General features: G+C 66.2%; 23 protein-coding genes and 1 pseudogene. 7 read left to right on the top strand and 17 right to left on the bottom strand.

Features of this window, described 5'->3' with window-relative positions:
* Positions 1-4 precede the first annotated feature (4 nt).
* Together P0Y43_RS01785 and metC are read left to right on the top strand one after the other, a co-directional pair.
* Positions 5-586 (top strand): cysteine dioxygenase family protein, encoded by a 582-nt coding sequence (locus tag P0Y43_RS01785; RefSeq protein ID WP_275635583.1) that lies wholly within the window; start codon positions 5-7, stop codon positions 584-586.
* A 96-nt stretch (positions 587-682) separates the two neighbouring features.
* Positions 683-3403 (top strand): cystathionine beta-lyase, encoded by a 2721-nt coding sequence (gene metC, locus P0Y43_RS01790; RefSeq protein ID WP_275635584.1) that lies wholly within the window; start codon positions 683-685, stop codon positions 3401-3403.
* Positions 3404-3407: 4 nt separating this feature from the next.
* Here the strand turns inward: metC and P0Y43_RS01795 are convergent, their stop codons facing one another.
* The 5 genes from P0Y43_RS01795 to argH all read right to left on the bottom strand — a co-directional run bounded on the left by P0Y43_RS01795 (position 3408) and on the right by argH (position 8676).
* Positions 3408-4601, bottom strand: coding sequence for an MDR family MFS transporter (locus tag P0Y43_RS01795; protein ID WP_275635585.1), 1194 nt, complete (start codon positions 4599-4601; stop codon positions 3408-3410).
* 99 nt (positions 4602-4700) lie between these two features.
* Complete coding sequence (locus P0Y43_RS01800) at positions 4701-5522, bottom strand: ABC transporter substrate-binding protein (RefSeq protein WP_345774553.1); 822 nt, start codon at positions 5520-5522, stop codon at positions 4701-4703.
* Between the two features lie 39 nt (positions 5523-5561).
* On the bottom strand, positions 5562-6326 hold the full coding sequence (locus P0Y43_RS01805; RefSeq protein ID WP_275635586.1) for an amino acid ABC transporter ATP-binding protein: 765 nt from the start codon (positions 6324-6326) through the stop codon (positions 5562-5564).
* A gap of 18 nt (positions 6327-6344) precedes the next feature.
* Positions 6345-7223, bottom strand: coding sequence for an amino acid ABC transporter permease (locus P0Y43_RS01810; protein ID WP_275635587.1), 879 nt, complete (start codon positions 7221-7223; stop codon positions 6345-6347).
* Between the two features lie 25 nt (positions 7224-7248).
* Positions 7249-8676 (bottom strand): argininosuccinate lyase, encoded by a 1428-nt coding sequence (gene argH, locus P0Y43_RS01815; protein WP_275635588.1) that lies wholly within the window; start codon positions 8674-8676, stop codon positions 7249-7251.
* Between the two features lie 240 nt (positions 8677-8916).
* Between argH and P0Y43_RS01820 the strand changes: the two genes are divergently transcribed.
* Entirely contained in the window at positions 8917-9882 is a 966-nt protein-coding gene (locus P0Y43_RS01820; RefSeq protein ID WP_275635589.1) for a LysR family transcriptional regulator, read from the top strand.
* Between the two features lie 70 nt (positions 9883-9952).
* Here the strand turns inward: P0Y43_RS01820 and P0Y43_RS01825 are convergent, their stop codons facing one another.
* From P0Y43_RS01825 to pvdM, 4 genes are all read right to left on the bottom strand, one after another.
* Positions 9953-10738, bottom strand: a complete 786-nt coding sequence (locus P0Y43_RS01825; protein WP_275635590.1) for an ABC transporter ATP-binding protein — start codon at positions 10736-10738, stop codon at positions 9953-9955.
* Between the two features lie 11 nt (positions 10739-10749).
* Complete coding sequence (locus P0Y43_RS01830; RefSeq protein WP_275635591.1) at positions 10750-11505, bottom strand: ABC transporter permease; 756 nt, start codon at positions 11503-11505, stop codon at positions 10750-10752.
* A gap of 10 nt (positions 11506-11515) precedes the next feature.
* Positions 11516-12271, bottom strand: coding sequence for an ABC transporter permease (locus P0Y43_RS01835; RefSeq protein ID WP_275635592.1), 756 nt, complete (start codon positions 12269-12271; stop codon positions 11516-11518).
* Positions 12272-12468: 197 nt separating this feature from the next.
* Complete coding sequence (pvdM, locus tag P0Y43_RS01840; protein ID WP_275635593.1) at positions 12469-13824, bottom strand: pyoverdine-tailoring dipeptidase-like protein PvdM; 1356 nt, start codon at positions 13822-13824, stop codon at positions 12469-12471.
* Positions 13825-14006: 182 nt separating this feature from the next.
* Between pvdM and P0Y43_RS01845 the strand changes: the two genes are divergently transcribed.
* On the top strand, positions 14007-14447 hold the full coding sequence (locus P0Y43_RS01845; RefSeq protein WP_275635594.1) for a hypothetical protein: 441 nt from the start codon (positions 14007-14009) through the stop codon (positions 14445-14447).
* Positions 14448-14491: 44 nt separating this feature from the next.
* Here the strand turns inward: P0Y43_RS01845 and pbpG are convergent, their stop codons facing one another.
* The 3 genes from pbpG to P0Y43_RS01860 form a co-directional block, all read right to left on the bottom strand.
* Positions 14492-15418 (bottom strand): D-alanyl-D-alanine endopeptidase, encoded by a 927-nt coding sequence (pbpG, locus tag P0Y43_RS01850; protein WP_275635595.1) that lies wholly within the window; start codon positions 15416-15418, stop codon positions 14492-14494.
* A gap of 309 nt (positions 15419-15727) precedes the next feature.
* The gene (locus P0Y43_RS01855; RefSeq protein ID WP_275635596.1) at positions 15728-15913 is read right to left on the bottom strand and encodes a hypothetical protein; all 186 of its coding nucleotides are present in this window, start codon (positions 15911-15913) and stop codon (positions 15728-15730) included.
* Positions 15914-16017: 104 nt separating this feature from the next.
* Complete coding sequence (locus P0Y43_RS01860; protein ID WP_054891267.1) at positions 16018-16356, bottom strand: hypothetical protein; 339 nt, start codon at positions 16354-16356, stop codon at positions 16018-16020.
* Positions 16357-16517: 161 nt separating this feature from the next.
* On the opposite strand from P0Y43_RS01860, the gene P0Y43_RS01865 reads away from it, so the two are divergent.
* On the top strand, positions 16518-17339 hold the full coding sequence (locus P0Y43_RS01865) for a shikimate 5-dehydrogenase (protein ID WP_275635597.1): 822 nt from the start codon (positions 16518-16520) through the stop codon (positions 17337-17339).
* Between the two features lie 72 nt (positions 17340-17411).
* On the opposite strand, the gene P0Y43_RS01870 is transcribed toward P0Y43_RS01865, so the two are convergent.
* The 5 genes from P0Y43_RS01870 to ampC all read right to left on the bottom strand — a co-directional run bounded on the left by P0Y43_RS01870 (position 17412) and on the right by ampC (position 21121).
* On the bottom strand, positions 17412-17660 hold the full coding sequence (locus P0Y43_RS01870) for a hypothetical protein (protein WP_275635598.1): 249 nt from the start codon (positions 17658-17660) through the stop codon (positions 17412-17414).
* Between the two features lie 97 nt (positions 17661-17757).
* Positions 17758-18285 carry a lactoylglutathione lyase gene (gene gloA / locus P0Y43_RS01875; protein ID WP_275635599.1) on the bottom strand — a complete coding sequence of 176 codons (528 nt, stop codon included), beginning with the start codon at positions 18283-18285 and terminating at the stop codon, positions 17758-17760.
* A 224-nt stretch (positions 18286-18509) separates the two neighbouring features.
* Entirely contained in the window at positions 18510-18878 is a 369-nt protein-coding gene (locus tag P0Y43_RS01880) for a histone-like nucleoid-structuring protein, MvaT/MvaU family (RefSeq protein ID WP_275635600.1), read from the bottom strand.
* 493 nt (positions 18879-19371) lie between these two features.
* A complete protein-coding gene (locus P0Y43_RS01885; protein WP_275635601.1) occupies positions 19372-19704 on the bottom strand; it encodes a hypothetical protein in 333 nt (110 codons plus the stop codon).
* Between the two features lie 262 nt (positions 19705-19966).
* A complete protein-coding gene (gene ampC / locus P0Y43_RS01890; RefSeq protein WP_275635602.1) occupies positions 19967-21121 on the bottom strand; it encodes a class C beta-lactamase in 1155 nt (384 codons plus the stop codon).
* A 156-nt stretch (positions 21122-21277) separates the two neighbouring features.
* On the opposite strand from ampC, the gene P0Y43_RS01895 reads away from it, so the two are divergent.
* Both P0Y43_RS01895 and P0Y43_RS01900 read left to right on the top strand, forming a co-directional pair.
* The gene (locus tag P0Y43_RS01895) at positions 21278-22270 is read left to right on the top strand and encodes a bile acid:sodium symporter family protein (RefSeq protein ID WP_275635603.1); all 993 of its coding nucleotides are present in this window, start codon (positions 21278-21280) and stop codon (positions 22268-22270) included.
* Positions 22271-22495: 225 nt separating this feature from the next.
* Positions 22496-22831, top strand: a pseudogene (locus P0Y43_RS01900) (SDR family NAD(P)-dependent oxidoreductase); the annotation flags it as partial.
* Positions 22832-22834 lie beyond the last annotated feature (3 nt).

The following is a 22834-nucleotide window of genomic DNA, read 5'->3' on the forward strand; positions in this document are numbered from 1 at the left end:
CGATATGTCCGTGATCCAGCCGTTCCTCGCGCAAGTGCGCGCCATTCATGAACGCGGCGTCGACCGCGCCGCCCTGCAAGCGATCGTCGCCCTGCTCGAAGGCCTGGCCGAACGGCGCGAGCTGTTCAACTTCGCACGCTTTCCGGCGCCGGATGCCGCCACGGGCGAGACCCAGTTCCGCTACCGGCTCAACGACGACGGCGAGTCGCCGACGCTGTATGTCAACTCGCTGCTGCCGGGCAAGGCGACCCTGCCGCACAACCACGAGACCTGGGCGATCATCGTCGCGGTCGAGGGCCAGGAACTCAACCGTGTGTACCGCCGTGACGACGACGGCAGCGACCCTGCCCGTGCGCACCTGGTGCTGGAGCAGGAAATCGTGGTGCAGCCCGGCACTTCGGTGGCGTTTCTCGGCGAGGACCTGCATGGCATCCGCGTCGAGGGCGACAGCCCGACCTTGCATTTCCACCTATACGGTCGCCCGCTGGAATCGCTCGAGCATCGCTACGGCGTGAAGGACGACGGCAGCGTGGTGAACTACAACAAATCGCAGATGGCGCCTTCGATTCCGGCCTACGGGCTCTGAATCGGTGTCGGGCCCATCGCGGGGCGAGCCCGCGATAGGGCCCGCACGACCACCGCAGCACCCCAAGACCCACCCAACGACCACGGACTGCGTCCCATGACCCCCAGCATCTCCCCCGCGCACCTGCACGACTGGCTGTTCGACGGCCAGGAAATCGCCCTGTTCGACCTGCGCGAGCACGGTCAGTACGGCGAAGCCCACCTGTTCTACGCCGTGAACCTGCCCTACAGCCGCCTGGAGCTCGACGCCCCGCGCCTGGCGCCCAACCCGGCGGTGCGTGTGGTGGTGTACGACGAAACCGGCGGCGAACTGGCGCGCCTTGGCGCGCAACGCCTGCAAGCGCTGGGCTACCGCGCCGTGCACTGGCTCGAAGGTGGCAGCCTGGGCTGGCAGGCGGCGGGCCATGAGCTGTTCGCCGGTGTGCACCTGCCGTCCAAGGCCTTTGGCGAGCTGGTCGAACACGCCTGTGACACGCCGCGCATCAGCGCCCTGGAACTGGCCGAGTGGCAGCGCCAGGGCAAGCCGTTGGTGCTGCTCGACGGCCGTCCGCTGGACGAATTCGCCAAGATGAACATCCCCGGCGCCACCTGCTGCCCCAACGGCGAGCTGGGGTATCGCCTGGAAGACCTGGTGAGTGACCCGCGCACGCCGGTGGTGATCAACTGCGCCGGGCGCACGCGCAGCATCATCGGCGCGCAGACCTTGATCAACCTGGGCATCGACAACCCGGTGTACGCGCTGGAGAACGGCACCCAGGGCTGGTACCTGGTGGACCTGCCGCTGGAGCATGGCGGGCAGCGCGGCTACCCGGCGCACAGTGGCCAGGCACTGGAGCGCCAGCGGGCGCGGGCAGTGGCGTTGGCGCGCAAGGCCGGGGTGCAATGGGTGACGGCGGGTCAGGTGGCGGGGTGGGGCGCGGCGATGGGGCCAGAAGCGGCCCCGCACACCGCAAGCCGTACCCTGTTCCTCTGCGACGTGCGCACCCCCGAGGAATTCGCCGCCGGCAGCCTGCCCGGCGCCCAGCATTGCCCCGGCGGCCAGTTGGTCCAGGGCACCGACCTCTACCTGGGTGTCCGCAAGGCGCGCGTGGTGCTGTTCGACGACGACGGCGTGCGCGCTCCGGTGGTGGCCAGCTGGCTGCGCCAGATGGGGCACGAGGCCTATGTGCTCGAAGGCGGCCTGCGCAGCGGCCTGGCCCTGCCGCCGGTGCCCGGCGTGGCGATCACGCTCGCCGAAGCCAGCGCCGAAGAGCTCGACGGCGCGCACTTGATCGACCTGCGTCCGAGCAGCGCCTACCGCAAACGCCACCTGCGCGGCGCGCAGTGGTCGATTCGCCCGCGCCTGGCCGAGCAGGTGCGCGGCCAGGCCCAGCGCCTGGTGTTCATCGCCGACGACCCGCGCCTTGCGCAACTGGCGGTCAGCGAACTGCCTCCTGGGCAACGCGACGCCGCGCGGCTGTTCCCGGCGGCGCGGCTGGCCGAATGGCCACAGGTCGTCGATGACACCGCGCTGCCCGACGCCGCCTGCATTGATTTCCTGTTCTTCGTCCACGACCGCCACGCCGGCAACAAGGACGCCGCGCGCCAGTACCTGGCCTGGGAGACCGGGCTGATCGCGCAGATGAGCGCGGCGGAAACCGCCAGCTTCACCCCGCTGGTGCAGGCCGAACCGCTGGCCACGCGTCTGCTGCACGGCGGTCGTGGCCAGCCGGGGCAGGGCGCCCACGGCGTCAACCCGCCGGTCAGCCGCCTGAGCACGGTGCTGTTCGACAGTGTCGCCGAGCAGCGCGAAGCCCGTGCGCTGCGCGACCAGCAGCGGGTGCTGAGCTACGGTGCGCGCGGCAACCCCACGGCCTTCGCCCTCGAAGACCTGGTCAGCGAGCTCGAGGGCGGTTACCGCAGCAAGCTGTTCGCCACCGGTCTGCAAGCCATCACCCAGACCTTCCTCGCCTACCTGCGCCCGGGCGATCACCTGCTGGTCAGCGACGGCGTGTACGGCCCGGTGCGGCGCCTGGCGCGCGAGCTGCTGGTGCCGTTCGGCGTGCAGGTGGAGTACTTCGCCGCCGACGGCCAGGGCCTGGAGGCCGCGCTACGCCCGCACACGCGCATGGTCTACAGCGAAAGCCCCAGCTCGCTGCTGTACGAGCTCAACGACCTGCCGGCCATGGCCGCGCTGTGCAAGGCCCGTGGCGTGCTGCTGGCGGTCGACAACACCTGGGGCTCGGGCTACCTGTGCCAACCGCTGGCGCTGGGCGCGGACATCTCGGTGATGGCCCTGACCAAGTACCTGGGCGGCCACAGCGACGTGATGATGGGCAGTGTCTGCACCACCCGCGAGGCCTTCGCCGCCTTGTCGCGCATGAGCGACACCTGCGGTTGCACGGTCAGCCCCGACGACGCCTGGCTGGTGCTGCGCGGCGCGCGCAGCCTGGCCAGCCGCATGGCCGTGCATGAGCGCCAGGGGTTGGAGATCGCCCAGTGGCTGCAAGGGCGCGAGGAGGTGGCGCGGGTGTTTCATCCGGCGTTGCCGACGCACCCGGGGCACGACCTGTGGCGGCGGGATTTTCGTGGCAGCAACGGCCTGCTCAGCTTCGAGCTGAAGGCTGGGGTGGCGGCAGCGGAGCGTTTCGTCGATGGCCTGCGCCTGTTCGGGATCGGCGCGTCGTGGGGCGGTTACGAGAGCCTGGCGACCTTGGCGGACGTGGGTGAGCGCCAGTTCGTGCCAGCCCTGAGCGGGGCACTGGTGCGTTTGCATGTGGGGCTGGAAGCGCTGGGCTCGTTGCAGCGCGACCTGGACCAGGCGTTGCGCTCGCGCTGAGCCCTCAGCGCGTGTCCTCCTGGGCCCGCCGCTGTCGCGCCCAGGCGCAGGCCGCCGCGCACAGGCCGCCGCCGCAGAGGGCGGTGGCCATCAGCGCCACGAACATGCTGCCGGGCGCACCGTGGCCGAGCAGGTAGCCACACAACACCGGGCTCAGCGCCCCGCCCAGGGCGGCGAGGTTCTGGAAACCGTAGTAACTGCCCTTGAGCCGTTCCGGAGCGAGCGTGTCGATGAACAGGAACTCGGCCGGCAGCAGGATCATCTCGCCGAGGGTGAAGACGAACATCGCCAGGCACCAACTGGTCAGGTTGTCGGCGTAGATGAAACCCAGCAGCCCACCGATGAACAGCACTGCGCCGACGGCCATCCAGCGCGCCAGGTTGTCGCGTTGCAGCAGGCGGCCGAACTGGAACTGCAGCACGATCACCGTCAGCGCGTTGCACGCCAGCAGCGCCGAGAGCGTGGTCATCGCCTGTTCGGGCGGGTACTTCACCAGCAGGTACTGCGACAGGTAGATGGTGAAGCGCCCGTGCACCACGGCGTTGAGCAGGCTGCCGGCGGTGAACAGCAGCAGCACGCGGTCGTTGCGCACCGCCGCCAGCACCGCGAGAAAGCGTGTCGGCGCCTGGCCGCTCGGCGACGCGCGGGTGCCCGGCGGTACGGCGATCATCAACGACAGGCTCAGCAGGGCCACCGCGCTGGAGGTCCAGAACGGCGCCAGCGGGTGCACACCGACCAGCACCACGCCGAGCATGGGGCCGGTGGCATAGCCGATGTTGGTCAGGGTGTAGCGCAGGGAGAAGGCGCGGGCGCGGTGCTCCACCGCCAGGTAGTCGCCGAGCATGGCCTTGGAGCCGATCACGAACAGCGCCGAGGCCGATTCGGTGAGCACCAGGATCAGCGCCGCCTGCACGGCGTTCTGGGCGAAGGTCAGGAGCAGGAAGCCGACGGCGGTGGAGCCCATCGCCAGACCCAGCAAGCGGCGTTTGTCGAAGCGGTCCACCACGTAGCCGCCGTACAGCCCGAGCAGCGTGCCCGACAGCGCGGCGATGCCGATCAGCAGGCCGACGTCGTGCTGGGCCAAGCCCAGCTGGGTGGTGAGGAACAGCGCCAGCAGCGGGCTGGTGAGCGAGCGGCTGATCACCAGGGTCAGCGAGCACAGCATCAGGCGGCGGATCACGGGGGAGTAGGGGGCCACAGTCCATTCTCGGGCGGTTGTGCGGGGAGTGGGTGTCTATACCGGCCTTATCGCGGGCTTGGCCCGCGATAAGGCCGGTATAGAAAGCCCGGTAAGGGGCTACTGCCCGTTCACGGTGATCGTCTGCAACGCCCCTTCAGGCACGCCCCACTTGTTCAGGATCGCCAGGTAGGTGCCATCGTCGACCATCGACTGCATCGCCGCCTTGATCGCCGCCGACAGCGCCGCATCGTCCTTGGCCACGCCCAGCCCGGTCAACTGGGTGGTGATCGGCGTGCCAACGCTCTTGAACACCCCGGGCTCGAGGTTCTGGATGTACGGCAGCGTCTCGCTGCCTTGCACCGCCGCGTCCAGGCGCCCTTGGCGCAGTTGCGCGCGGGCGTCGGCGCTGCCTTCGGAACCCAGCACCACCACCGCCGGCTTGCCGTTGGCCTCGCAATTGGCCTTGCTCCAGGTGGCGATGTCGTTCGGCCAGGTGGTGCGGCGGCTGGTGCCGACCTTCTTGCCGCACAGGTCGGTCATCGCGTTGAGCTCGCCACGGCTTTGCAGGGTGTAGAACTGCGGGCCACTGGTGAAGTAGTCGACGAAGGTCACCACTTGCTGGCGCTCGGCGGTGTCGGTCATGCCCGAGAGGATGATGTCCACGCGCTTGGTGCTCAGGGCGCTGATCATCTGCTCGAAGGCGGTCTCCTGCCAGCGGATCTTCACGCCCAGGCGCTCGGCCAGGGCGTTGCCCAGGTCGAAGTCGACGCCGGTGAGCTGGTTGGTGGCCGGGTCCTTGAAGTCCATCGGCGGGTAGTTCGGCACGATGGCCGCGACGATCTCGCCTTTGCTCTTGATCGATGCCGGAAGCTCGACGGCCGCTTGCGCGTTGAAGGCCAGGGTGGCCAATGCAGTGCACGCGATAAGGGTTTTGTTCATGCCTTGGGTTCTCTTTATGGTTGTGGGCGGCAGTCAGGTTCAGGTACGAACCGCGGAGATGAAGTTCTGGGTCCGCGGGTTCTGGGGGGCCAGGAGCACCTCTTCGGGGCTTCCTGCTTCTACGATCTGGCCGGCGTCCATGAACACCACACGGTTGGAGACTTCGCGGGCGAAGCCCAGCTCGTGGGTGACGACGACCATGGTCATGCCGCTCTTGGCCAGGTCACGCATGACCGACAGCACCTCGCCGACCAGCTCCGGGTCGAGCGCCGAGGTGGGCTCGTCGAACAGCATCAGCTTGGGGCGCATGGCCAGGGCGCGGGCGATCGCCACGCGCTGCTGCTGGCCGCCGGAGAGCTGGATCGGGTAGTGGTCGCGCTTGTCGGCCAGGCCCACCCGGGCCAGCAGTTCGAGGGCATCCTCGGTGGCTTCCTTGGGCGAGCGGCGCAGCACCTGGCACGGGCCTTCGATGACGTTCTGCAGCACCGTCAGGTGCGGGAACAGGTTGAAGCGTTGGAACACCATGCCGGTGGCCAGGCGCTGGCGGGCGATCTGGGTCTCGTTGAGCTCGTGCAGCTTCTTGCCGGCCAGGCGGTAGCCGACCAGCTCGCCATCGACCCACAGGCCGCCGCCGTCGACCTTCTCCAGCTGGTTGATGCAGCGCAGGAAGGTGCTCTTGCCCGAGCCCGAAGGGCCGATCACGCAGAGCACTTCGCCTTGCTCGATCTCCAGGTTGATGTCGTTCAGCGCGTGGTAGTCGCCGTAGTACTTCTGCAGGCCGACGGCCTTGACGATACTTCTCATGGGCGTGTTCTCTCTGGGTCAGGAGCGCTTGCCAGCGCCCTTGGCGAAGTGGCGTTCCAGGCGGCTCTGGCCGAACGACAGCAGGGTGACCACGGCCAGGTACCAGATCCCGGCGACGATCAGCAGCTCCATCACCCGCGCGTTGGCGTAGTAGATGTTCTGCGCGTTGTGCAGCAGTTCGGAGTACTGGATGACGCTGGCCAGGCTGGTCATCTTGACCATGCCGATGAACTCGTTGCCCACCGGCGGGATGATGATGCGCATGGCCTGGGGCAGGATGATCCGGCGCAGCGCTTGCAGGCGCGGCATGCCGATGGCCTTGGCCGCTTCGTACTGGCCGGTGTCCACCGACAGCAGGCCGGCGCGCACCACCTCGGCGGTGTAGGCGCCCTGGTTGATGCTCAGGCCCAGCAGGGCGGCGACGAAGGGGGTCATCAGGGTCACGGTGTCGATCTCGAACAGCCCCGGAATGCCGAGGGTGGGGAAGATCAGCGCCAGGTTGAACCACAGCAGCAGTTGCAGGATCAACGGCGTGCCGCGAAACAGCCAGGTGTAGGCCAGCGCCACGTATTGCAGGATCGGGTTGTGCGACATGCGCATGACCGCGGTGATCACCCCGAAGACGATCCCCAGGGCCATGGCGATCACCGACATCACGATGGTGTTGCCCAGGCCCCAGAGGATCGCCTCGGAGGTCAGGAACTGGCCGACGAAGGCCCACTCGATCTTGCCGTTGGCGAAGGCGTTGGCCAGCCCCAGCAGGAGGATGACGATCAGCGTGGCGAAGAACATGCGCCCGTAGTAACGGCGTGGCACATGCTCGTACTGGCTGATGTCGAACTGGTTTTCCTGTTGCCTGCGCTCATCGGCCAGGCGCTTTGCGTGTACTTGACTCATGGGGTTGCTCCGCTAGGTGCCGGGTTCAGGCGCGTGGACCGCTGTAGTCGGTGGCCCAGGCGTGTTGCGCCTCCAGGGCCAGCTTCAGGCGCACGATCTGCTCGCGCACGCGTTGCGGCGCGGTGCCACCGTGGCCGCTGCGCGCGGCGATGGCCGCCTCCAGGGTGAGGGTCTCGCGCACCTCGGGGCTCAGGCGCGGGTCGATGTCGGCGAGCATCGCCGGGCTGGCCTGCCACAGTTCGATGTCTTGCGCCTCGCAGGCGCGCACCAGGGCGCCGGTGATCTCGTGGGCCTCCTTGAACGGCACGCCGCGCATGGCCAGCCAGTCGGCCACCTCGGTGGCCAGGGTGAAGCCCAGTGGTGCCTGGCGGCGCAGCTCCTCGACGCGCACGCGCATGCTGCGGACCATGCCGGCCATGGCCGGCAGCACCAGGTTGAGGGTGTCGAGGGTGTCGAAGACTTCGCTCTTGTCCTCGGCCAGGTCGCGGTTGTACGACAGCGGCAAGGCCTTGAGGGTGGCCAGCAGGCCGGTGAGGTTGCCGATCAGGCGACCGGCCTTGCCACGGGTGAGCTCGGCGATGTCGGGGTTCTTCTTCTGCGGCATGATCGAGCTGCCGGTGGCGTAGGCGTCGTCCAGCTCGACCCAGCGGAACTGGCGCGAGGACCACAGGCAGAACTCTTCGGACAAGCGTGACAGGTGGATGCCGAGCATGCTGGCGACGAACAGGAACTCAGCCACATGGTCGCGGCTGGCGACGGCGTCGATGGAGTTTTCGCACGCTGCGCCGTAGCCCATTTCCAGCGCCGATTGCTGCGGCTGGCGGGCGATGGCCGAGCCTGCCATGGCGGCGGCGCCGAGCGGCGACAGGGCGCTGCGCGCGTCCCAGTCGACCAGGCGCTGGACATCGCGCAACATGGCCTGGGCGTGGGCCAGCAACTGGTGGGCGAAGCTGATCGGCTGGGCCTGCTGCAGGTGGGTGAAGCCCGGGCACAGGGTGTCGACGTGCTGCTCGGCCTGGGTCACCAGGGCGTCTTGCAGGGCCAGCACCTGTTCGGCCAGCTTGCGGGCATGGTCACGCAGGAACAGGCGCAGGTCGTTGGCGGCCTGGTCGTTGCGCGAACGCCCGGCGCGCAGCTTGCCGCCGAGGGGGCCGAGGCGTTCGGTGAGCAGGCGTTCGAGGAAGGTGTGCACGTCTTCGTCGTCCTGGCTCGGGGTCAGGCGGCCGGCGCGGAAATCGACATCCAACTGGTCGAGGGCGGCGAGCATGCGCTCGGCCTCGCTGGTTTCCAGCAGCCCGGCGCGCAGCAGTTCCCGGGCATGGGCGCGGGAACCGGCGAGGTCGTAGGGGGCCATCTGGAAATAGCGTTCCGGTGAGCGCGACAGGGCGGCCAGGGCGGCACTGGGGCCGGAGGCGAAACGCGCGCCCCACAGGCGGTCGGTCGGTTGGGTCATTGTCGTGGTTCCTCGAATAACGGGTATTCAGCCGCTCAGGGCAAGGCGTGGTGGGCGAAGGGGCTTCGCTAATCGCTTTGGCAGGAGAAAATATGAATAAAATCAGGTATTTGTCGCTGATTGGGAGACTTCGCGGTGTCTTGCAAAGTGCCGTTGCATATGCACATGATGAAAAGGCCGGCTGATTTCTTGTTGTGGGCTCCAGCCTGTCGAACGCCGAGTGCGAGGTAAATACTTACAATGGAAACCTCACTTTCCACTGCGGGAAACCTGCCTGAAAAGACAAGAATTCGTGCGCCCCTGGCATTGAGTGGCCAGGACTTCAAATTGCTCAAGGTATTCAAGGCAGTGGTCGAGGCAGGAGGCTTCAGCGCGGCACAGAACGAATTGAATGTTGGGTTGGCCGCGATCAGTAAACAGATTTCCGATTTGGAAATTCGTATTGGCATGCGCCTGTGCAGCCGAGGGCGGGAAGGCTTCAGCCTGACCGAGGAAGGGCAACTGGTTTACCAGGCGTCGATTGAACTGTTCAATTCCGTGGACAACTTCCGCGACCGCATCAGTTGCGCGCAGAACGAACTGGTCGGGGAGCTGGGTATTGGCACCATCGACAATACCATTGGGGATCAGGATTCGCCGTTGATCGGCGCAATTCAGCGCATTTCCACTGACCATCCAAAGGTTCGGGTGCGCCTGAGCGTGGCTCAACTGGATGAAGTCGAGCGGGGTGTGGTCGAGGGGCGTTTCATTGCCGGGATCGTGCCGGTGTACCAGCGTCGGGAAGAGTTCGATTACTTCGAGCTGTACCAGGAACGTTCGGCGTTATATTGCGGTGCGGGCCATGAACTGTTTGCGGTGGCCGAATCGGATATTCAACTTGAGCGGTTGCGCGACTACAACTTCGTGCAACACCGATATGCCATGCACACGGCCAAGTGGAAGTTCTTCGACCCGGAAAACAACAGCACGTCTGCGACCCAGGTCGAGGCCGTGGCGATTCTGTTGCTGACTGGTAATTTCATCGGCTTCCTGCCGTGCCAGTATGCGGCGCCGCTGGTGCAGGCAGGTCGACTGCGCGGCATCCGCGCGGATGCGGTGGGGTTGGAGACGTCGTTTTGCCTGATCTTGCGGCATAACACACCGCGTAGTCCGTTGGTGAAGGTGTTCGCCCAGGCGATGGGGGTGGACCTGCGTCAGCCTGGTTGAGTGGTGCGTGCCTGAGCCTGCCCTATCGCGGGGCAAACCCGCGATAGGGCAGGCACTGACAACCTCCAGCTCAATGCCCCACCAACTGCTCCAGCAGCCGCTGCTTGCACTGCTGCAACACCGGGCTACCCCGATCCCGCGGGTGCGCCAGCCCAATCGCCAGGTCCTCGCGCACCCGCCCTGGGTGCGCATCCATCACGATCACCCGGTCGCCCAGGTACAGTGCTTCCTCGATGTCATGGGTCACCATCACCACCGTGCACCGCTCCCGCGCGCGGATGCGCTGCAACTCCTGTTGCAGGCGCACGCGGGTCAGTGCGTCGAGCGCTCCCAGCGGTTCGTCCAGCAGCAACACCTTGGGTTTGTTCACCAGCGCCCGGGCGATCGCCGCGCGCTGGGCCATGCCGCCAGAGAGCTGGTGCGGGTAGGCCTGCTCGAAACCGCGCAACCCCACCAGCGCGATGTGCTCGTCGACCAGGCGCTGCTTTTCGCCGGCCGGCAACGGGTGGTTCTTCAAGGCCAGGGCGATGTTCTGCTCCAGGGTCATCCAGGGAAATAGGCGATGGTCCTGGAACACGATGCCACGCTCCAGGCCAGGGCCGCGCACCGGCTGGCCATCGAGCAGGATCTGCCCCTGGTAGTCGGCATCCAGGCCGACGATCAGGCGCAGCAGGGTCGACTTGCCGCAGCCACTGGCGCCGAGGATGCTGACGAACTCGCCGGGGCGGATATCCAGGTCGATGCCTTGCAGCACTTGCAGGGTCTGGCCCTTGAGCCGGTAGGCCTTGCTCAGGCCGCGGATCTGCAAGGCGCCGGTGTGCACGGCGGACGGGGTGGTGTGGGCAATGGCATTCATGGTCGGGCCTTTCAGGAGGAGGTGCGCCAGCGCAGCAGGCGGCGGCAGAAGAGGGTGCACAGCCAGGTCATCAGGTAGCCGCACAGGCCGATGCACAGCACGCAGATGACGATCACCTCCATGCGCGCGCCGGCCTCGGCATTCATCATCAGGTTGCCCAGGCCCGCGCCGGAGGCCAGGAACAGCTCGCTGCCCACCGCCGTGACCCAGGCGAAGGCCAGCGCCTGCAACACGCCGGTGGCGATGCTCGGCAGTGCCGCAGGCAGCAGCACCAGGCGCAGTCGCTGCCAGCGCCCGAGCATCAGCACCTGGCCGACCTCGCGATGGCGCCGCTCGACCTGGCGCAGGCCCTCGAAGGTGTTGAGCACCATCGGGTAGAGCGCGGCGAGGCTGACGATCAGCAGCTTGGCCGGTTCGCCATTGCCGAACCACAGGGCGATCAGCGGGATCCAGCCGAGCATCGGCACTTGGCGCAGCGCATGGAACAGCGGCGCCGCCAAGCGGTTGATCACTGGCGACAAGGCCATCGCCGCGCCCAGGGAGATGCCGCCGAGGATGCCCAGGGCCAGGCCCGTGCTGGTGCGCGCCAGGCTCGCCAGCAGGTTGACCAGCAGTTCGCCGTTGCCCAGCAGTTCCAGCAGCGTCGCGCCGATGGTCGACAGCGGCACGAAGGCGTAGGCGCCAGCGGCATCCTGGCGCGAGGCGTATTCCCAGGCGCCGACCAGCAGCAGCGGCAGCAGCAGGCCACGGGTTTTGCTCAGGTTCATCGCCACCTCCTCAACGCCGCTGCCAGGCGGACAGGCGCCGCTCCACGCGGCGCAGGGAAAAGTCCAGGGCGAAGCCGATCACCCCGGTGACCACCACGCCGACCATCACCACGTCGATGCGCAGCATCTGCCGACCCATTTCGATCATCTGCCCCAGGCCGCTGTCGGCGGCCAGCAGCTCGCTGGCCACCAGCACCACCCAGGCGCGGGTCAATGCCACGCGCACGCCGGTGACGATCGCCGGCACTGCGGCGGGCAGGGCGATGCGCGCGGCTACGGTCGGCCAGCCGAGGCGGTACACGGCGGCGACCTCGAAGTGGCTGCGCGGGATTGCGCGGATGCCTTCGCCGGTGGCCAGGGCCACGGGAAAGAACGCGGTCTTGGCGACGATGACGATCTTGAAGGTCTCGTCGATGCCGAACAGCAGCACGAACATCGGGATCAGGGCGATGCTGGGGATCTGCCGCAGGGTATGGAACAGCGGCGCGCAATAGGCCTCGACGGTTTTCGACAGGGCCATGGCGGTGCCGAACAGCAGGCCGCCCAGGGCGCCGGCGGCGAAGCCCAGGGCCAGGCGGGTGAGGCTGCCGGCGAGGTGCTCCTGGAGTTCGCCGCTGGCCAACAGGTCGGTGAAGCTACGCCAGACCTCGACCGGCGGCACCAGCAGGTTGGCGGGAAACAGGCCGGCGGCGGCGACCGCCGCCCACAGGGCCAGCAGGGCCAGGGGTGAAATCAGCCAGGGTACGGAGGAGAGCAGGGCACGCATGGTTGGCCTTGGGGCGGCGAAGAGTGCGAGGGGTATCGCAAGAGCTGTGCCAGCGGGGCGGGGCCTGGTTTTCGGTGGGTTGGCGGGCGGGGTGGTGGTGGGGCAGCAATGGGGTGTTGCTGTGGCAGCAGTGGATCAGCAGCGGCCCCATCGCGGGGCCAGCCCACTGCTACAAGGACCGCGTCGAACGCATGGCTTCAATGGTCGAGGGCGGCCACCGGCTTGGCCGATTTCTGCACCTGCTCCCACACCCGCAGGAAGTTCCCCGCCCAGAGTTTGGCGATATCGGTCTCGCTGTACCCTCGGCTGAGCAACTCGGCGGTGACGTTGCGGATCTCGCCGACATCCTTCCAGCCGTCCAGCCCGCCGCCGTCGTTGAAGTCCGAGCTGATGCCCACGTGGTCGATGCCGACCTTGCGCACGGTGTAGTCGATGGCATCGGCCAGGTCCTTGACCCCAGGCTTGGGCTCCTGCTCGAGGATCGCGTACAGCTGCCCGGCGTACTCGCCGAAGCGCGCCTCGGGCCAGGCGGCGATGATCGCATCGCCCGGCATCAGCGCGTTGGTCAGGTTGCCGTTCAACGGTTGCAGGCCGAACTGCGCGCGCAGCGCGTCGAGCTTGTCCAGGGTCGGCTTGCTCAGCGGCTTGAGGTACTGGCCGAAGCCGACCACCTGGATGACGCCGCCGCTGTCCTTGATCAGCTTCATTTCCTTGTCGCTGAGGTTGCGCGGGATGTCGACGAAGGCGCGCGGCGCCGAGTGCGAGGCGACCATCGGCGTGCGGCTCAGGCGCGCGACGTCTTCCAGCGCCAGGGTGGACATCTGCGAGACGTCGATGATCACGCCCAGGTCGTTGAGCCGCGCTACGGCCTGTTCACCCAGTGGCGACAGGCCGTCGAGGGCGTCGGCGGTGTCGTTGAAGAATGGCAGCGGGCGCGAGGAGTCGGCCCAGTCGTTGTTGCCGGTATAGCTGAAACCGAACATGCGCATGCCGCGCGCCGTCCAGCGGTCGAGCTGCGACAGATCGTGGCCCAGCGGGTAGGCGTTGAGCATGCTGATGAAGATGGCGAACTTGCCTTCGGCGTGCAGGCGGCGGAAATCATCGGGGGTGTAGGCGATGCCGACCTGGTTGGGGAAGTCGCGCAGCATGCCCTGGATGATCTGGTAGCGCGCCTCCTGTTCGTGCCGGGCGGCGTCGACGAAGCCGGGCGTTGGGCGGTGCGGGGCGTTGGGGCCATTCCAGATTTCCGGCCAGCCGAAGATGGTCAGGGCCGCGCCCGACAGGCGCCCACGGCCGACCTTGGCCAGGTCGAACTGGCCGAAGCCGTCGCGGTCGACTTCGTTGCCCTCGTTGCCGAAGGTCAGCGGCACGGTGATGTGGCTGTCGAACGACAGCATGTGCTCGTGCAAGCGGTTGGCCTGTTCGACGATCCGTGGCGGGTACCCGGGGGCCTTGTCCCAGTGCAGGTAGGCCGCGGCGCCGGCGCCCACGGCGAGCGCCAGGGCTAGGGGCAGGCCGATGTACAGGGCTTTGCGGGGGCGGGTCTTGGTCATTGCCATCTCGTTGCGGGGCTCGGGTATCTGGAGTACGAACGAGGGGGTGGGAAGTTTACCGACAGTGGCTGCGTGCGCCCGCTGGCACAGGGGCGGCGAGGGCTGTGGTTGGCGCTCAAGATCGGGGCTTTGCGGCCGATACAAGGGGCACCACAGGTCCAGGGACAGTCAGGTAGACGAACATGGTAGGAATCACAGGCGTCAACATCGCGCAATCAGCCTCGCGCAATGCCGCGTTGAAGATCGCGGATCAGGCCAACGAGGCCGCGAAGGCTGAGCAGGTCGAGAACGAAGACAAGGACAACCAGGTCGATTTCGCAGGCCTGCAAGCCAACAAGAGCGACAAGGCTGAAGACCAGGGCAGTAGCGAGCCTGCGCACATCAAGCAACTGCGCGACATGATCAAGAAGATGCAGGAGCAGTTGGCCGAGCAGCAGAAGCAACTGGCCCAACTGGCGGCGAGCAAAATGGACGAGTCCGCCAAGCTGGCAGCGATCAGCACCAAGAACGCCGTCATCGCGACCCTCAACGGCCAGATCCAGGCCGCCACCGCGCAATTGCTCCAGGCCCTGAGCAAGACCGGCGGCAGCAGCGCCGGTGGTGTGATCAGCACCCAGGCCTGAGGCCTGGGTTCATCACTCGGTTGCGCGCACCCCGCGCGCCACCGTCACTCCGAGGCGACGCGCGCGCCTTTCTGGCGTTCGACCTTGTATTGCATGGCCACCGCGGGCGCCGGTTTGGCGCTGCCGGTTTCCAGCCACTGGCGCATGCGGCTGGCATCGGCGAAGTGGGTGTACTTGCCGAAGGCGTCGAGGATCACCATCGCCACCGGGCGGTTGTCCATCTTGGTCAGCAGCACCAGGCAGTGGCCAGCCTCATTGGTGAAGCCGGTCTTGGTCAGCTTGATGTCCCAGTTGCTCTTGTTGACCAGGTGGTCGGTGTTACGAAAACCCAGGGTGTAGTTGGGCTTGCGGAAGGCCACGGTCTTTTCGGCAGTGGTCGACAGTTCGCTCAATTGCGGGTACTTGCGCGAAGCCATCAGCAGCTTGGCCAGGTCCTGGGCGGTGGAGACGTTCTGCGTCGACAGCCCGGTGGGCTCGACGTAGCGCGTGTGGCTCATGCCCAGGCTGCGCGCCTTGGCGTTCATCGCCTTGATGAACGCGCCATAGCCGCCCGGATAGTGGTTGGCCAGGGTGTTGGCGGCGCGGTTCTCCGAAGACATCAGGGTGATCAGCAGGGTCTCGCGGCGGTTGAGCTCACTGCCCAGGCGCACGCGCGAATACACGCCCTTCATCTCCGGGTTGTTGGCGATGGTCATGGTGAGCATCTCGTCCATCGGCAGCTTGGCGTCGAGCACCACCATGGCGGTCATCAGCTTGGTCACCGAAGCGATCGGGCGCACGCGGTCGGCGTGGTAGGCATACAGTTCCTGGTTGGTGTTCAGGTCGATCAACAAGGCGCTGCCGGAAGCCAGGTGCAGCTTGGACGGGTCGCGTTGCGCCGAGGCCGGGGGTTGTGCAGCAGCGGTCGACGGGAGAATGGCAGTTCCTGTGAGCGCCAGCAGCAGGCTGAGGATGGACAGGGGAGTTTTCACGTTGAGGCTCACTAATAGTTGGTATGTCGTTGGCTGTGCAAGGGTTTCCCCCAGAAAACCGCTGCATTGTGGAGTATGGTCGATGTGCTGTCGATTGCTCGTTGGCAGCGGTTGGTGAAATGAAAAAACCTTCATGCTGGAACGGTTCTTTGGCGCTTTCCCGACGAATGACGAGCGTACCGCACGGTGCATGAGCTGAAGCGCCGGGCTTGCGTTGCGAGCACGTCGGTCCAGGCAAAAAAATGCCCACCGGAAGGTGGGCGCAAGGGGGAGCTTTAGGAGCAAACGCACAACACAGATTCGGGGGTGTCAGGCCAACAGGCTCATGCCTTGCAGGCGCTCAGCCAGGGCTTGGGCCGTGGCGCGGGAGGGCAACGGGCCGCTCACGGTTTCGCCATTACGCATCAGGTACCAACAGGCCAGGATGCCCTGGTCGCGCAAGGTAGCAGGGACGGCGCTGCCGATGACGGACATGATCTGAACGGTAGTGGCCATGTTGGACCTCCTGTGAAACATGGCCCCACCTTACGCAGCCGCTCACGGACTTTGAAATCAACTTGCTCGATAGTGCTCATTAGTTTTTTCAACAGTAGCTGTCGTCACCATCGCGGCGGCCCGTAGTACACCGGGGGCGGCCCATAGTAGCGGCGGTACACCGGGGGCGGTGCCGGCACGTAGCGCTCGACCACGTAGGGCTGGTAGTAGACCGGTGGCGGTGGCGCTTGCACGTAAACCGGGGGTGGCGGGTAGTAGGCCGGCTGGCGTTCGACGTACACGGTGCGGTCATGGCCACCGGAGACTGCCGCCCCGACCACGGCGCCAACCACCGCTGCGCCGAGCACAGGGCCTGGGCCCCAACCACCGCCATGCGCGGCTGCCTGCCCGCTGACGGCCAGGGCGCCGACCAGCAGGGCGATTCCGGGGATGAGACGGTTCATGAAAGAATCCTCGCAAGGCAAGACCCCACACTGGGGCTTACCACTATGACCACGAAAACCTGCAAGTCAGCACAGGGGCAAGGTAAAGGTTGTGTAAGGGTCGACTGACGGTCTCTGGTACGCTGGGTAAATCGATTCAGTCAACGATCAAGGAGCAGGCGATGAGCATTGCACCGAGCCGGGACACCGTGCTGTGCATTTCCCTGGCAGGGCGCCCCGGCACGTTCGGGGTGCGCTTTCACAACCACCTCTACCGACAGCTGGGCCTGGACTACTACTACAAGGCCATGACCACCCGTGACCTGCCGGCGGCCGTGGCCGGTATCCGTGCGCTGGGGGTTCGTGGCTGTGGCGTGTCGATGCCGTACAAGGAGGCCTGCTTGGCGCTGGTGGACGAAGTCGATGCGTCCGCCGCGGCCATCGATTCGGTGAACACCCTGGTCAACACCGACGGTCACCTCAAGGCCTACAACACCGACTACCTGGCGGTGCGCCAGCTACTCGCCGAGCACCGGGTCGACCCCGGCACCGCGTTCGCGTTGCGTGGCAGTGGCGGGATGGCCAAGGCGGTGGCCAGCGCGCTGCGTGACGCCGGGTTTGCCGAAGGCATTATCGTCGCGCGCAATGAGCAGGCCGGGCGGCAATTGGCGGATGTGTGTGGTTATCGTTGGCAGGCGAAGTTGGGGGATATCTGCCCGCCGATGTTGGTCAACGTGACGCCAATCGGCATGGCTGGCGGGCCAGAGGCGGATGAGTTGGCCTTCTCGGAAACGGCCATCGCCGCCGCCGAGCGGGTGTTCGACGTGGTCGCCATGCCCGCGCGCACACCGCTGATTCGCCGTGCCGAGGCGCTGGGCAAGCCGGTGATCACCGGGTTGGAGGTGATTGCCTTGCAGGCGCTGGAGCAGTTCGTGCTGTACACCGGCGTACGCCCAACGGCCGAGCAGGTGGACGCTGCGGTAGCGTTCGCCCGCGAGGGGTGATGGGGTCATTGCGTGGCAAACCCGTTCCCGCAGGAGCGGGCTTGCCCCGCGATGAGGGCTAGTCAGGCACCCTCAGAACAGCTTGCGGTCGCCATCCAACTGCTGGTCGACCAGCCACCGGCCATGGGCCAATGCGGCATGCTGGGCATTTTCCAGGTCAGAGAAGAACGCCATCCGAACCGGCAACGACAGGCGTCGGCTGGTGTGTGCCTCGGGGTCGGTGATCAGGCAACCGGCGGCAAAGGGCAGGGGAGAGCCCGGGTGGGGCATCACGCTGGCGGTGATGATGTGGCGACGGTGTTCACAGTGAAGGGTTTGCATCGTCCTTACCTCGCTGTGGTGGCTTGGAAGCACTTACCTTCATATACCACAGCGAGGGGCCGGGAGTTCCCGGCCCGACAGGCGTGCCCGCGAGGGGTCAGCCGCGCAGCTCGGTCGGCTGGATGATCTCGACCCAGTAGCCATCCGGGTCCTTGATGAACGCCAGGCTCCTCATACGGCCGTCGGACAGGCGCTTCTGGAACGGTACCTGCAGCGCCTCGAAACGCTCGCAGGCGGCCACCACGTCCGGCACCGAGATGCAGATATGACCGAAGCCGCGCGGGTCGGTGTTGCCATCGTGGTAGACCGCGCCTTCCTGCGTTTCGGTGCCGTGGTTGTGGGTCAGTTCCAGCACGCCGGGGATCGACTTCATCCACTGGTTGCGCGCAGCGTCATCGGCTGGGATGTCGTTCTTGTCGACCAGGGCGAGGAAATACAGGCTGAAGGCGGCTTCCGGGAAATCACGCTTCTCCACCAGGCTGAAGCCCAGCACACGGGTGTAGAAGTCCAGCGATTTCTCGATGTCCTTGACCCGCAGCATGGTGTGGTTGAAGACGAAGTTGGCCGTGGCGGCCTCCGGCTGTGCGGTGACACCGGGAAGGGTTTGCAGATCGTGCAGGCTCATGGGAACTCCTGAGACAAGGCCGGGCCAGACGGCGCCGACGGTGAAGACAGGTGGGCCATGATACGGCAGTGAAGCGATTGCGCAAATGAAAGCGCCCTGCTCGAAGGCAGGGCGCTTGGAAGAGAGGCCCGCGTGTGCGGGCGCGTGATGGGGTCGCTAGTCCTTTAGCTGGTTCGATACTGCGCCTGGCGATGTGAAAAAACTGTGAAGTGTGTGTTCATATTTCATGAGCGTACCCAACTTTCCACGGTCGCTGCGCCGTATTGCTCTTTCCACCCCTTCAGGCCTCGGTGGTTGCCGCCCTTGGTCTCGATCAACTCGCCGGTGTGCGGGTTCTCGTAGACCTTCACCACCCGTGGCCGTCGCTGTTGCTTCGCCACGCCGGCAGGGCCCTTGCCTGCCTTGGCGGACTTCGGGTCGAGCAGGGCGACAATCTCGCGCAGGCCTTTGTCGTAGTGCTTCATCAGGTCGAGCAATTTGCGCTCGAACTCGATCTCGCGTTTAAGGCTGGCGTCCTTTTTCATTGCCTCCAGTTGCGCCAACTGTTCCTGAAGTGCTTTTTCGGCAGCACGAAACTCTGCAAGTCTGGACACTTTCATCACTCCTGTAAGTCAGCCGTGGCAAGACGTGACGAACATACAAGAACAATAAACGCCGGCCACGCGGGTGGGTGAAGCTGTTCGCTGAACTGAGTGTAGTCATCACTGGCTACTGGGTAAACTACAAACTTTTTATAAGTAAACCGGGAACTTTTCACAGCCCACGGGCTTATTTCGGTGGTACTAGCGGGCGTTGCAGCGCCGTTTGCGGGCCTGCTCGAATGCTGCATGGCAGAGCGCGTGGGGCGCACTTGAGTACGGTGAGCGGGTTGTTTCAAGTTCGAGTGTGGTACTGGGCCGCACATGCCGTTATCGCAGTAATTACCCGCATTAGGCGAGCGAGCGTTACTGCTGCTGGATGTTCTGGGTTTGTAAGGGCCCTCTCGCGAACGGCGCTGTACCTGTAGGCGCGCGCTTGCCCCGCGATAGGGCCCTGAATGAAAAAGCCCGGCCTAAGAGGGGGCCGGGCTCGAAGCGGTGGTGCGACTCAGTTCAGCGGGTCGATCACCTTGACGACCTGCTGCTCACGGGCGGCAGGCCATTCTTGTTGCAGGGTCTGCAGCACACGACCGACGAACTGGGTGTCGGCGGCGGCCTTCTTGCCGACGTAGCCCTGGCCACGGCGGTAGACCTTGAAGCGGGCGCGCATGCTCGGCATGTGCGATTCGAATTCATCTTCGACCGTGTTCGGCGGCAGGCGGTCGAGGCGCACCTCGCCGGTCTGGCTGATCCACAGCAGGTGGTCGTCGAGGCTGTCCTTGCGTGCGGCGAACAGCTGGGCCAATTGATCGATCGTCGGATTGTTGTTCAAGTTCATCATAAAGCCCCCATTACCCATTCGTTGGTGATTTTCACAGTTGGCGCCACACCTATGTAGCGCTCTACCTTGGCTGCTACAGCAGCATCGCAACAGGGGCTTTCTCACGCTGCCTTTTGGACAGTTTCCCTCTCCATGGACGGCCCGCGTTACCGCGCAGGCCGTCTGGAACACCCTTGCCACCGCTCCCGATCAGGGAGACGGCCTCATCATGCCCAAGGCCGAGGAAGGGCGTCAATGGGTTTGTAGTGAAAATTTTTGGTCACTACATATTGTCGGACAATCCAGCATCCAGGCTCGACAGGATGCGGTAGGCCGCGCGTACGCGCTCATCGTTCGGGTAGTTGCGGTTGGCCAGGAGGACGATGCCCAGGCCCTTGGCCGGGACGAACGCGACGTAGGCGCCGAAGCCGTTGGTGGCACCGGTCTTGTTGTACCAGTAGCCCGGTGCGGCCGGCTGGGCCGGGTCCAGCCGGCGGGTGGCCTGGGGCTCGCGGATCATCTGCGCGCCGTTGCCTTGCACCAGGGTGTCAAGCGCCGCCGGGTAAGGGTAACGCTCCCAGCCCAGACCCTGGGTCATCGCTCCCACCCTGAAGTAGCCGCCCTGGGTGATGGCGATGGCCTTGGCCGGGGCGGCGGGCAGCGTCTCGGGGGCCAGTTGCAGGCGCACGTAGCGCAGCAAGTCGCTGGCGCTGGTCTTGATGCCGTAGGCCGCGTCGGCGAACGGACCGGGGTTGACCCGCACCGGCTGGTCCTTGGCGTCGTAGCCCTGGGCATAGAGACCGCGGGCCTCGGCGGGAACCTCCAGGTAGGTGTGGGCCAGGCCCAGTTGTGGCAGCAGCCGTTGCTTCATCAGCTGGCTGAACGGTTGCTGCTGGGCGCGCGCCGCCAGCTCGCCGAACAGGCCCAGGCTTGGATTGGAGTAGCAGCGTTGGGCACCGCGCTCGCTGCGTTGCTGCCATTGTCGGAGGAAGGCCAGGGCCTGGGCGTCATCCTTGACCGTGTCGGGGAATTGCAGCGGCAGGCAGTCGGCGCTGTAGGCGCCCAGTTCGAGCACGCTGGCGGCGCCCAGGGGGCTGCCGGCGAGGGCTGGCTGATAGCGGCTGGCGGGGGCGTTCAGGTCGAGCTTGCCTTCGGCGCTGGCCAGGGCCACCAGGGTGGCGGTGTAGGTCTTGCTCACCGAGCCGACCTCGAACAGGGTGTCGCGGGTGACCGGTCGCTGTGCGGCCTTGTCGGCCAGGCCGTAGTTGAAGTAATGCTCCTGACCGTTGGCGAAGACGGCCACGGCCATGCCGGCGATGTGCTGGTCGCGCATCAAGGGCTGGATGACGGCGTCGACCTGGGTTTGCAGGGCGTCGGCATGGGCCTGGGTGGCGGCCAGGGTGAGGGCCAGGAGCAGGGGGCGGAGGGGGAGGTGCATGGATCTAGTCCTTTTGCGTATGGGCGGGCCCTATCGCGGGGCAGCCAGCGACGGTCGCGTGTCCGTTCAGCGACATTGCCAGGGGTTCCGGCGTTAGCAGGCAACGGGGCAAGACCTTATCGTCTGGCCTTGCACTCTGACAACACGGAATTGGCCATGAAGTACTTGCGCATGCTCTTCGACAAATTCACCCTCGCCCTGCTCACGGTGGTGCTGATCGCCACCGTGCTGCCGTGCTCGGGCCAGGGCGCGGTGTTGTTCGGCTGGCTCACCAACCTGGCCATCGGCCTGTTGTTCTTCCTGCACGGTGCCAAGCTGTCGCGCGAGGCGATCGTCGCCGGCGCCGGGCACTGGCGCCTGCACCTGCTGGTGTTTTCCTGCACGTTCATTCTCTTCCCGCTGTTGGGCATGGCCTTCAAGCCACTGTTCGTGCCGCTGGTGGGCAACGAGCTGTACCTGGGGCTGTTGTACCTGTGTGCCCTGCCCGCCACGGTGCAGTCGGCCATCGCCTTCACCTCGCTGGCGCGCGGCAACGTGCCGGCGGCGATCTGCAGCGCGGCGGCGTCGAGCCTGTTGGGCATCTTCCTTACCCCGCTGTTGGTGATGCTGCTGCTCGGGGCCTCGGGCGACACCGGTTCGGGGCTGGACGCGGTGTTGAAGATCACCCTGCAATTGCTGGTGCCGTTCGTGGCGGGGCAGATCGCGCGGCGTTGGATCGGTGCGTGGGTCAAGCGCAATGCCGGCTGGCTGAAGAAGGTCGACCAGAGTTCGATCCTGCTGGTGGTCTACACCGCGTTCAGCGATGCGGTGGTCACCGGCTTGTGGCACACCGTGTCGCCGCAACACCTGGCCGGGCTGTTCGTCGCCTGCGGTGTGCTGCTGGCGGTGGTGTTGGTGGGCACCAGCTTGCTTGGGCGAGTGCTGGGCTTCAGCCTTGAAGACCGCATCACCATCCTGTTTGCGGGCTCGAAGAAAAGCCTGGCGACCGGCGTGCCGATGGCCCAGGTGCTGTTCGTCGGCAGTGGCATCGGCGCGATGATCCTGCCGCTGATGCTGTTCCATCAGATCCAACTGATGGTCTGCGCGGTGCTGGCCCAGCGTTACGCGACGCGGGTGGAGGCAGGCGAGCAGGCGAACGCCGCGTCCTGAGCCTCAGTGCGACGACACGTATTCGGCGTCGGCGAACGCCGGCGGCAGGGCGAAACTGTCGCGCATGCGCTGGGCCTGCCGCGGGCCTCAGGCTGAACAGGCGCTTGGTGCAGGCGGGTGGACTTGACGTACTGCCCTTGCCGGGCGAGCGCGGCCCGCAGCGCGCCGCCCTGGGCGCCGGTGAACACCCGCAAACACACCTCGCGCACCCGTGCCGCCCCGAGGATCCCTGCCTCCAGCGGCGGGTTCAGCGCCTCCAGCAAACGCCTCTTCATCACCGGCGTCAGCAGCGGTTTCGGCCGCGCCCTGGCGCATCAGGCGCTCCTGGCCGGCCACCGCATGGTGGGTACGGTTCGCAGTGAGCAGGCCCTGCGCGACTTCGAGCAACGTGCTGGTCAACAACGCCGGCTACGGCCATGAAGGCATTCTCGAGGCGTCATCGCTGGCCGAGTTGCGCCGGCAGTTCGAGGCCAACGGGTACGACCGGTGGCATTGACCAAGGCGGTGCTGCCGTTCATGCGCCAGCGACGCCGTGGGCATATCCTCAACATCACCTTGATGGCA

The sequence above is a fragment of the Pseudomonas entomophila genome, assembly GCF_029193575.1.
Classification (GTDB): domain Bacteria; phylum Pseudomonadota; class Gammaproteobacteria; order Pseudomonadales; family Pseudomonadaceae; genus Aquipseudomonas; species Aquipseudomonas entomophila_G.

Bases quoted from the DNA above. Each gene is read 5' to 3' on its own strand.
- P0Y43_RS01855 (WP_275635596.1), bottom strand. From the start codon at position 15,913: ATGGCCACTACCGTTCAGATCATGTCCGTCATCGGCAGCGCCGTCCCT.
- P0Y43_RS01870 (WP_275635598.1), bottom strand. From the start codon at position 17,660: ATGCAAACCCTTCACTGTGAACACCGTCGCCACATCATCACCGCCAGC.
- P0Y43_RS01785 (WP_275635583.1), top strand. From the start codon at position 5: ATGTCCGTGATCCAGCCGTTCCTCGCGCAAGTGCGCGCCATTCATGAA.
- P0Y43_RS01865 (WP_275635597.1), top strand. From the start codon at position 16,518: ATGAGCATTGCACCGAGCCGGGACACCGTGCTGTGCATTTCCCTGGCA.
- P0Y43_RS01895 (WP_275635603.1), top strand. From the start codon at position 21,278: ATGAAGTACTTGCGCATGCTCTTCGACAAATTCACCCTCGCCCTGCTC.
- pvdM (WP_275635593.1), bottom strand. From the start codon at position 13,824: ATGACCAAGACCCGCCCCCGCAAAGCCCTGTACATCGGCCTGCCCCTA.
- P0Y43_RS01845 (WP_275635594.1), top strand. From the start codon at position 14,007: ATGGTAGGAATCACAGGCGTCAACATCGCGCAATCAGCCTCGCGCAAT.
- P0Y43_RS01800 (WP_345774553.1), bottom strand. From the start codon at position 5,522: ATGAACAAAACCCTTATCGCGTGCACTGCATTGGCCACCCTGGCCTTC.
- P0Y43_RS01885 (WP_275635601.1), bottom strand. From the start codon at position 19,704: ATGATGAACTTGAACAACAATCCGACGATCGATCAATTGGCCCAGCTG.
- P0Y43_RS01835 (WP_275635592.1), bottom strand. From the start codon at position 12,271: ATGCGTGCCCTGCTCTCCTCCGTACCCTGGCTGATTTCACCCCTGGCC.
- P0Y43_RS01820 (WP_275635589.1), top strand. From the start codon at position 8,917: ATGGAAACCTCACTTTCCACTGCGGGAAACCTGCCTGAAAAGACAAGA.
- metC (WP_275635584.1), top strand. From the start codon at position 683: ATGACCCCCAGCATCTCCCCCGCGCACCTGCACGACTGGCTGTTCGAC.
- P0Y43_RS01825 (WP_275635590.1), bottom strand. From the start codon at position 10,738: ATGAATGCCATTGCCCACACCACCCCGTCCGCCGTGCACACCGGCGCC.
- argH (WP_275635588.1), bottom strand. From the start codon at position 8,676: ATGACCCAACCGACCGACCGCCTGTGGGGCGCGCGTTTCGCCTCCGGC.
- P0Y43_RS01805 (WP_275635586.1), bottom strand. From the start codon at position 6,326: ATGAGAAGTATCGTCAAGGCCGTCGGCCTGCAGAAGTACTACGGCGAC.
- P0Y43_RS01810 (WP_275635587.1), bottom strand. From the start codon at position 7,223: ATGAGTCAAGTACACGCAAAGCGCCTGGCCGATGAGCGCAGGCAACAG.
- gloA (WP_275635599.1), bottom strand. From the start codon at position 18,285: ATGAGCCTGCACGATCTGCAAACCCTTCCCGGTGTCACCGCACAGCCG.
- ampC (WP_275635602.1), bottom strand. From the start codon at position 21,121: ATGCACCTCCCCCTCCGCCCCCTGCTCCTGGCCCTCACCCTGGCCGCC.
- P0Y43_RS01860 (WP_054891267.1), bottom strand. From the start codon at position 16,356: ATGAACCGTCTCATCCCCGGAATCGCCCTGCTGGTCGGCGCCCTGGCC.
- P0Y43_RS01830 (WP_275635591.1), bottom strand. From the start codon at position 11,505: ATGAACCTGAGCAAAACCCGTGGCCTGCTGCTGCCGCTGCTGCTGGTC.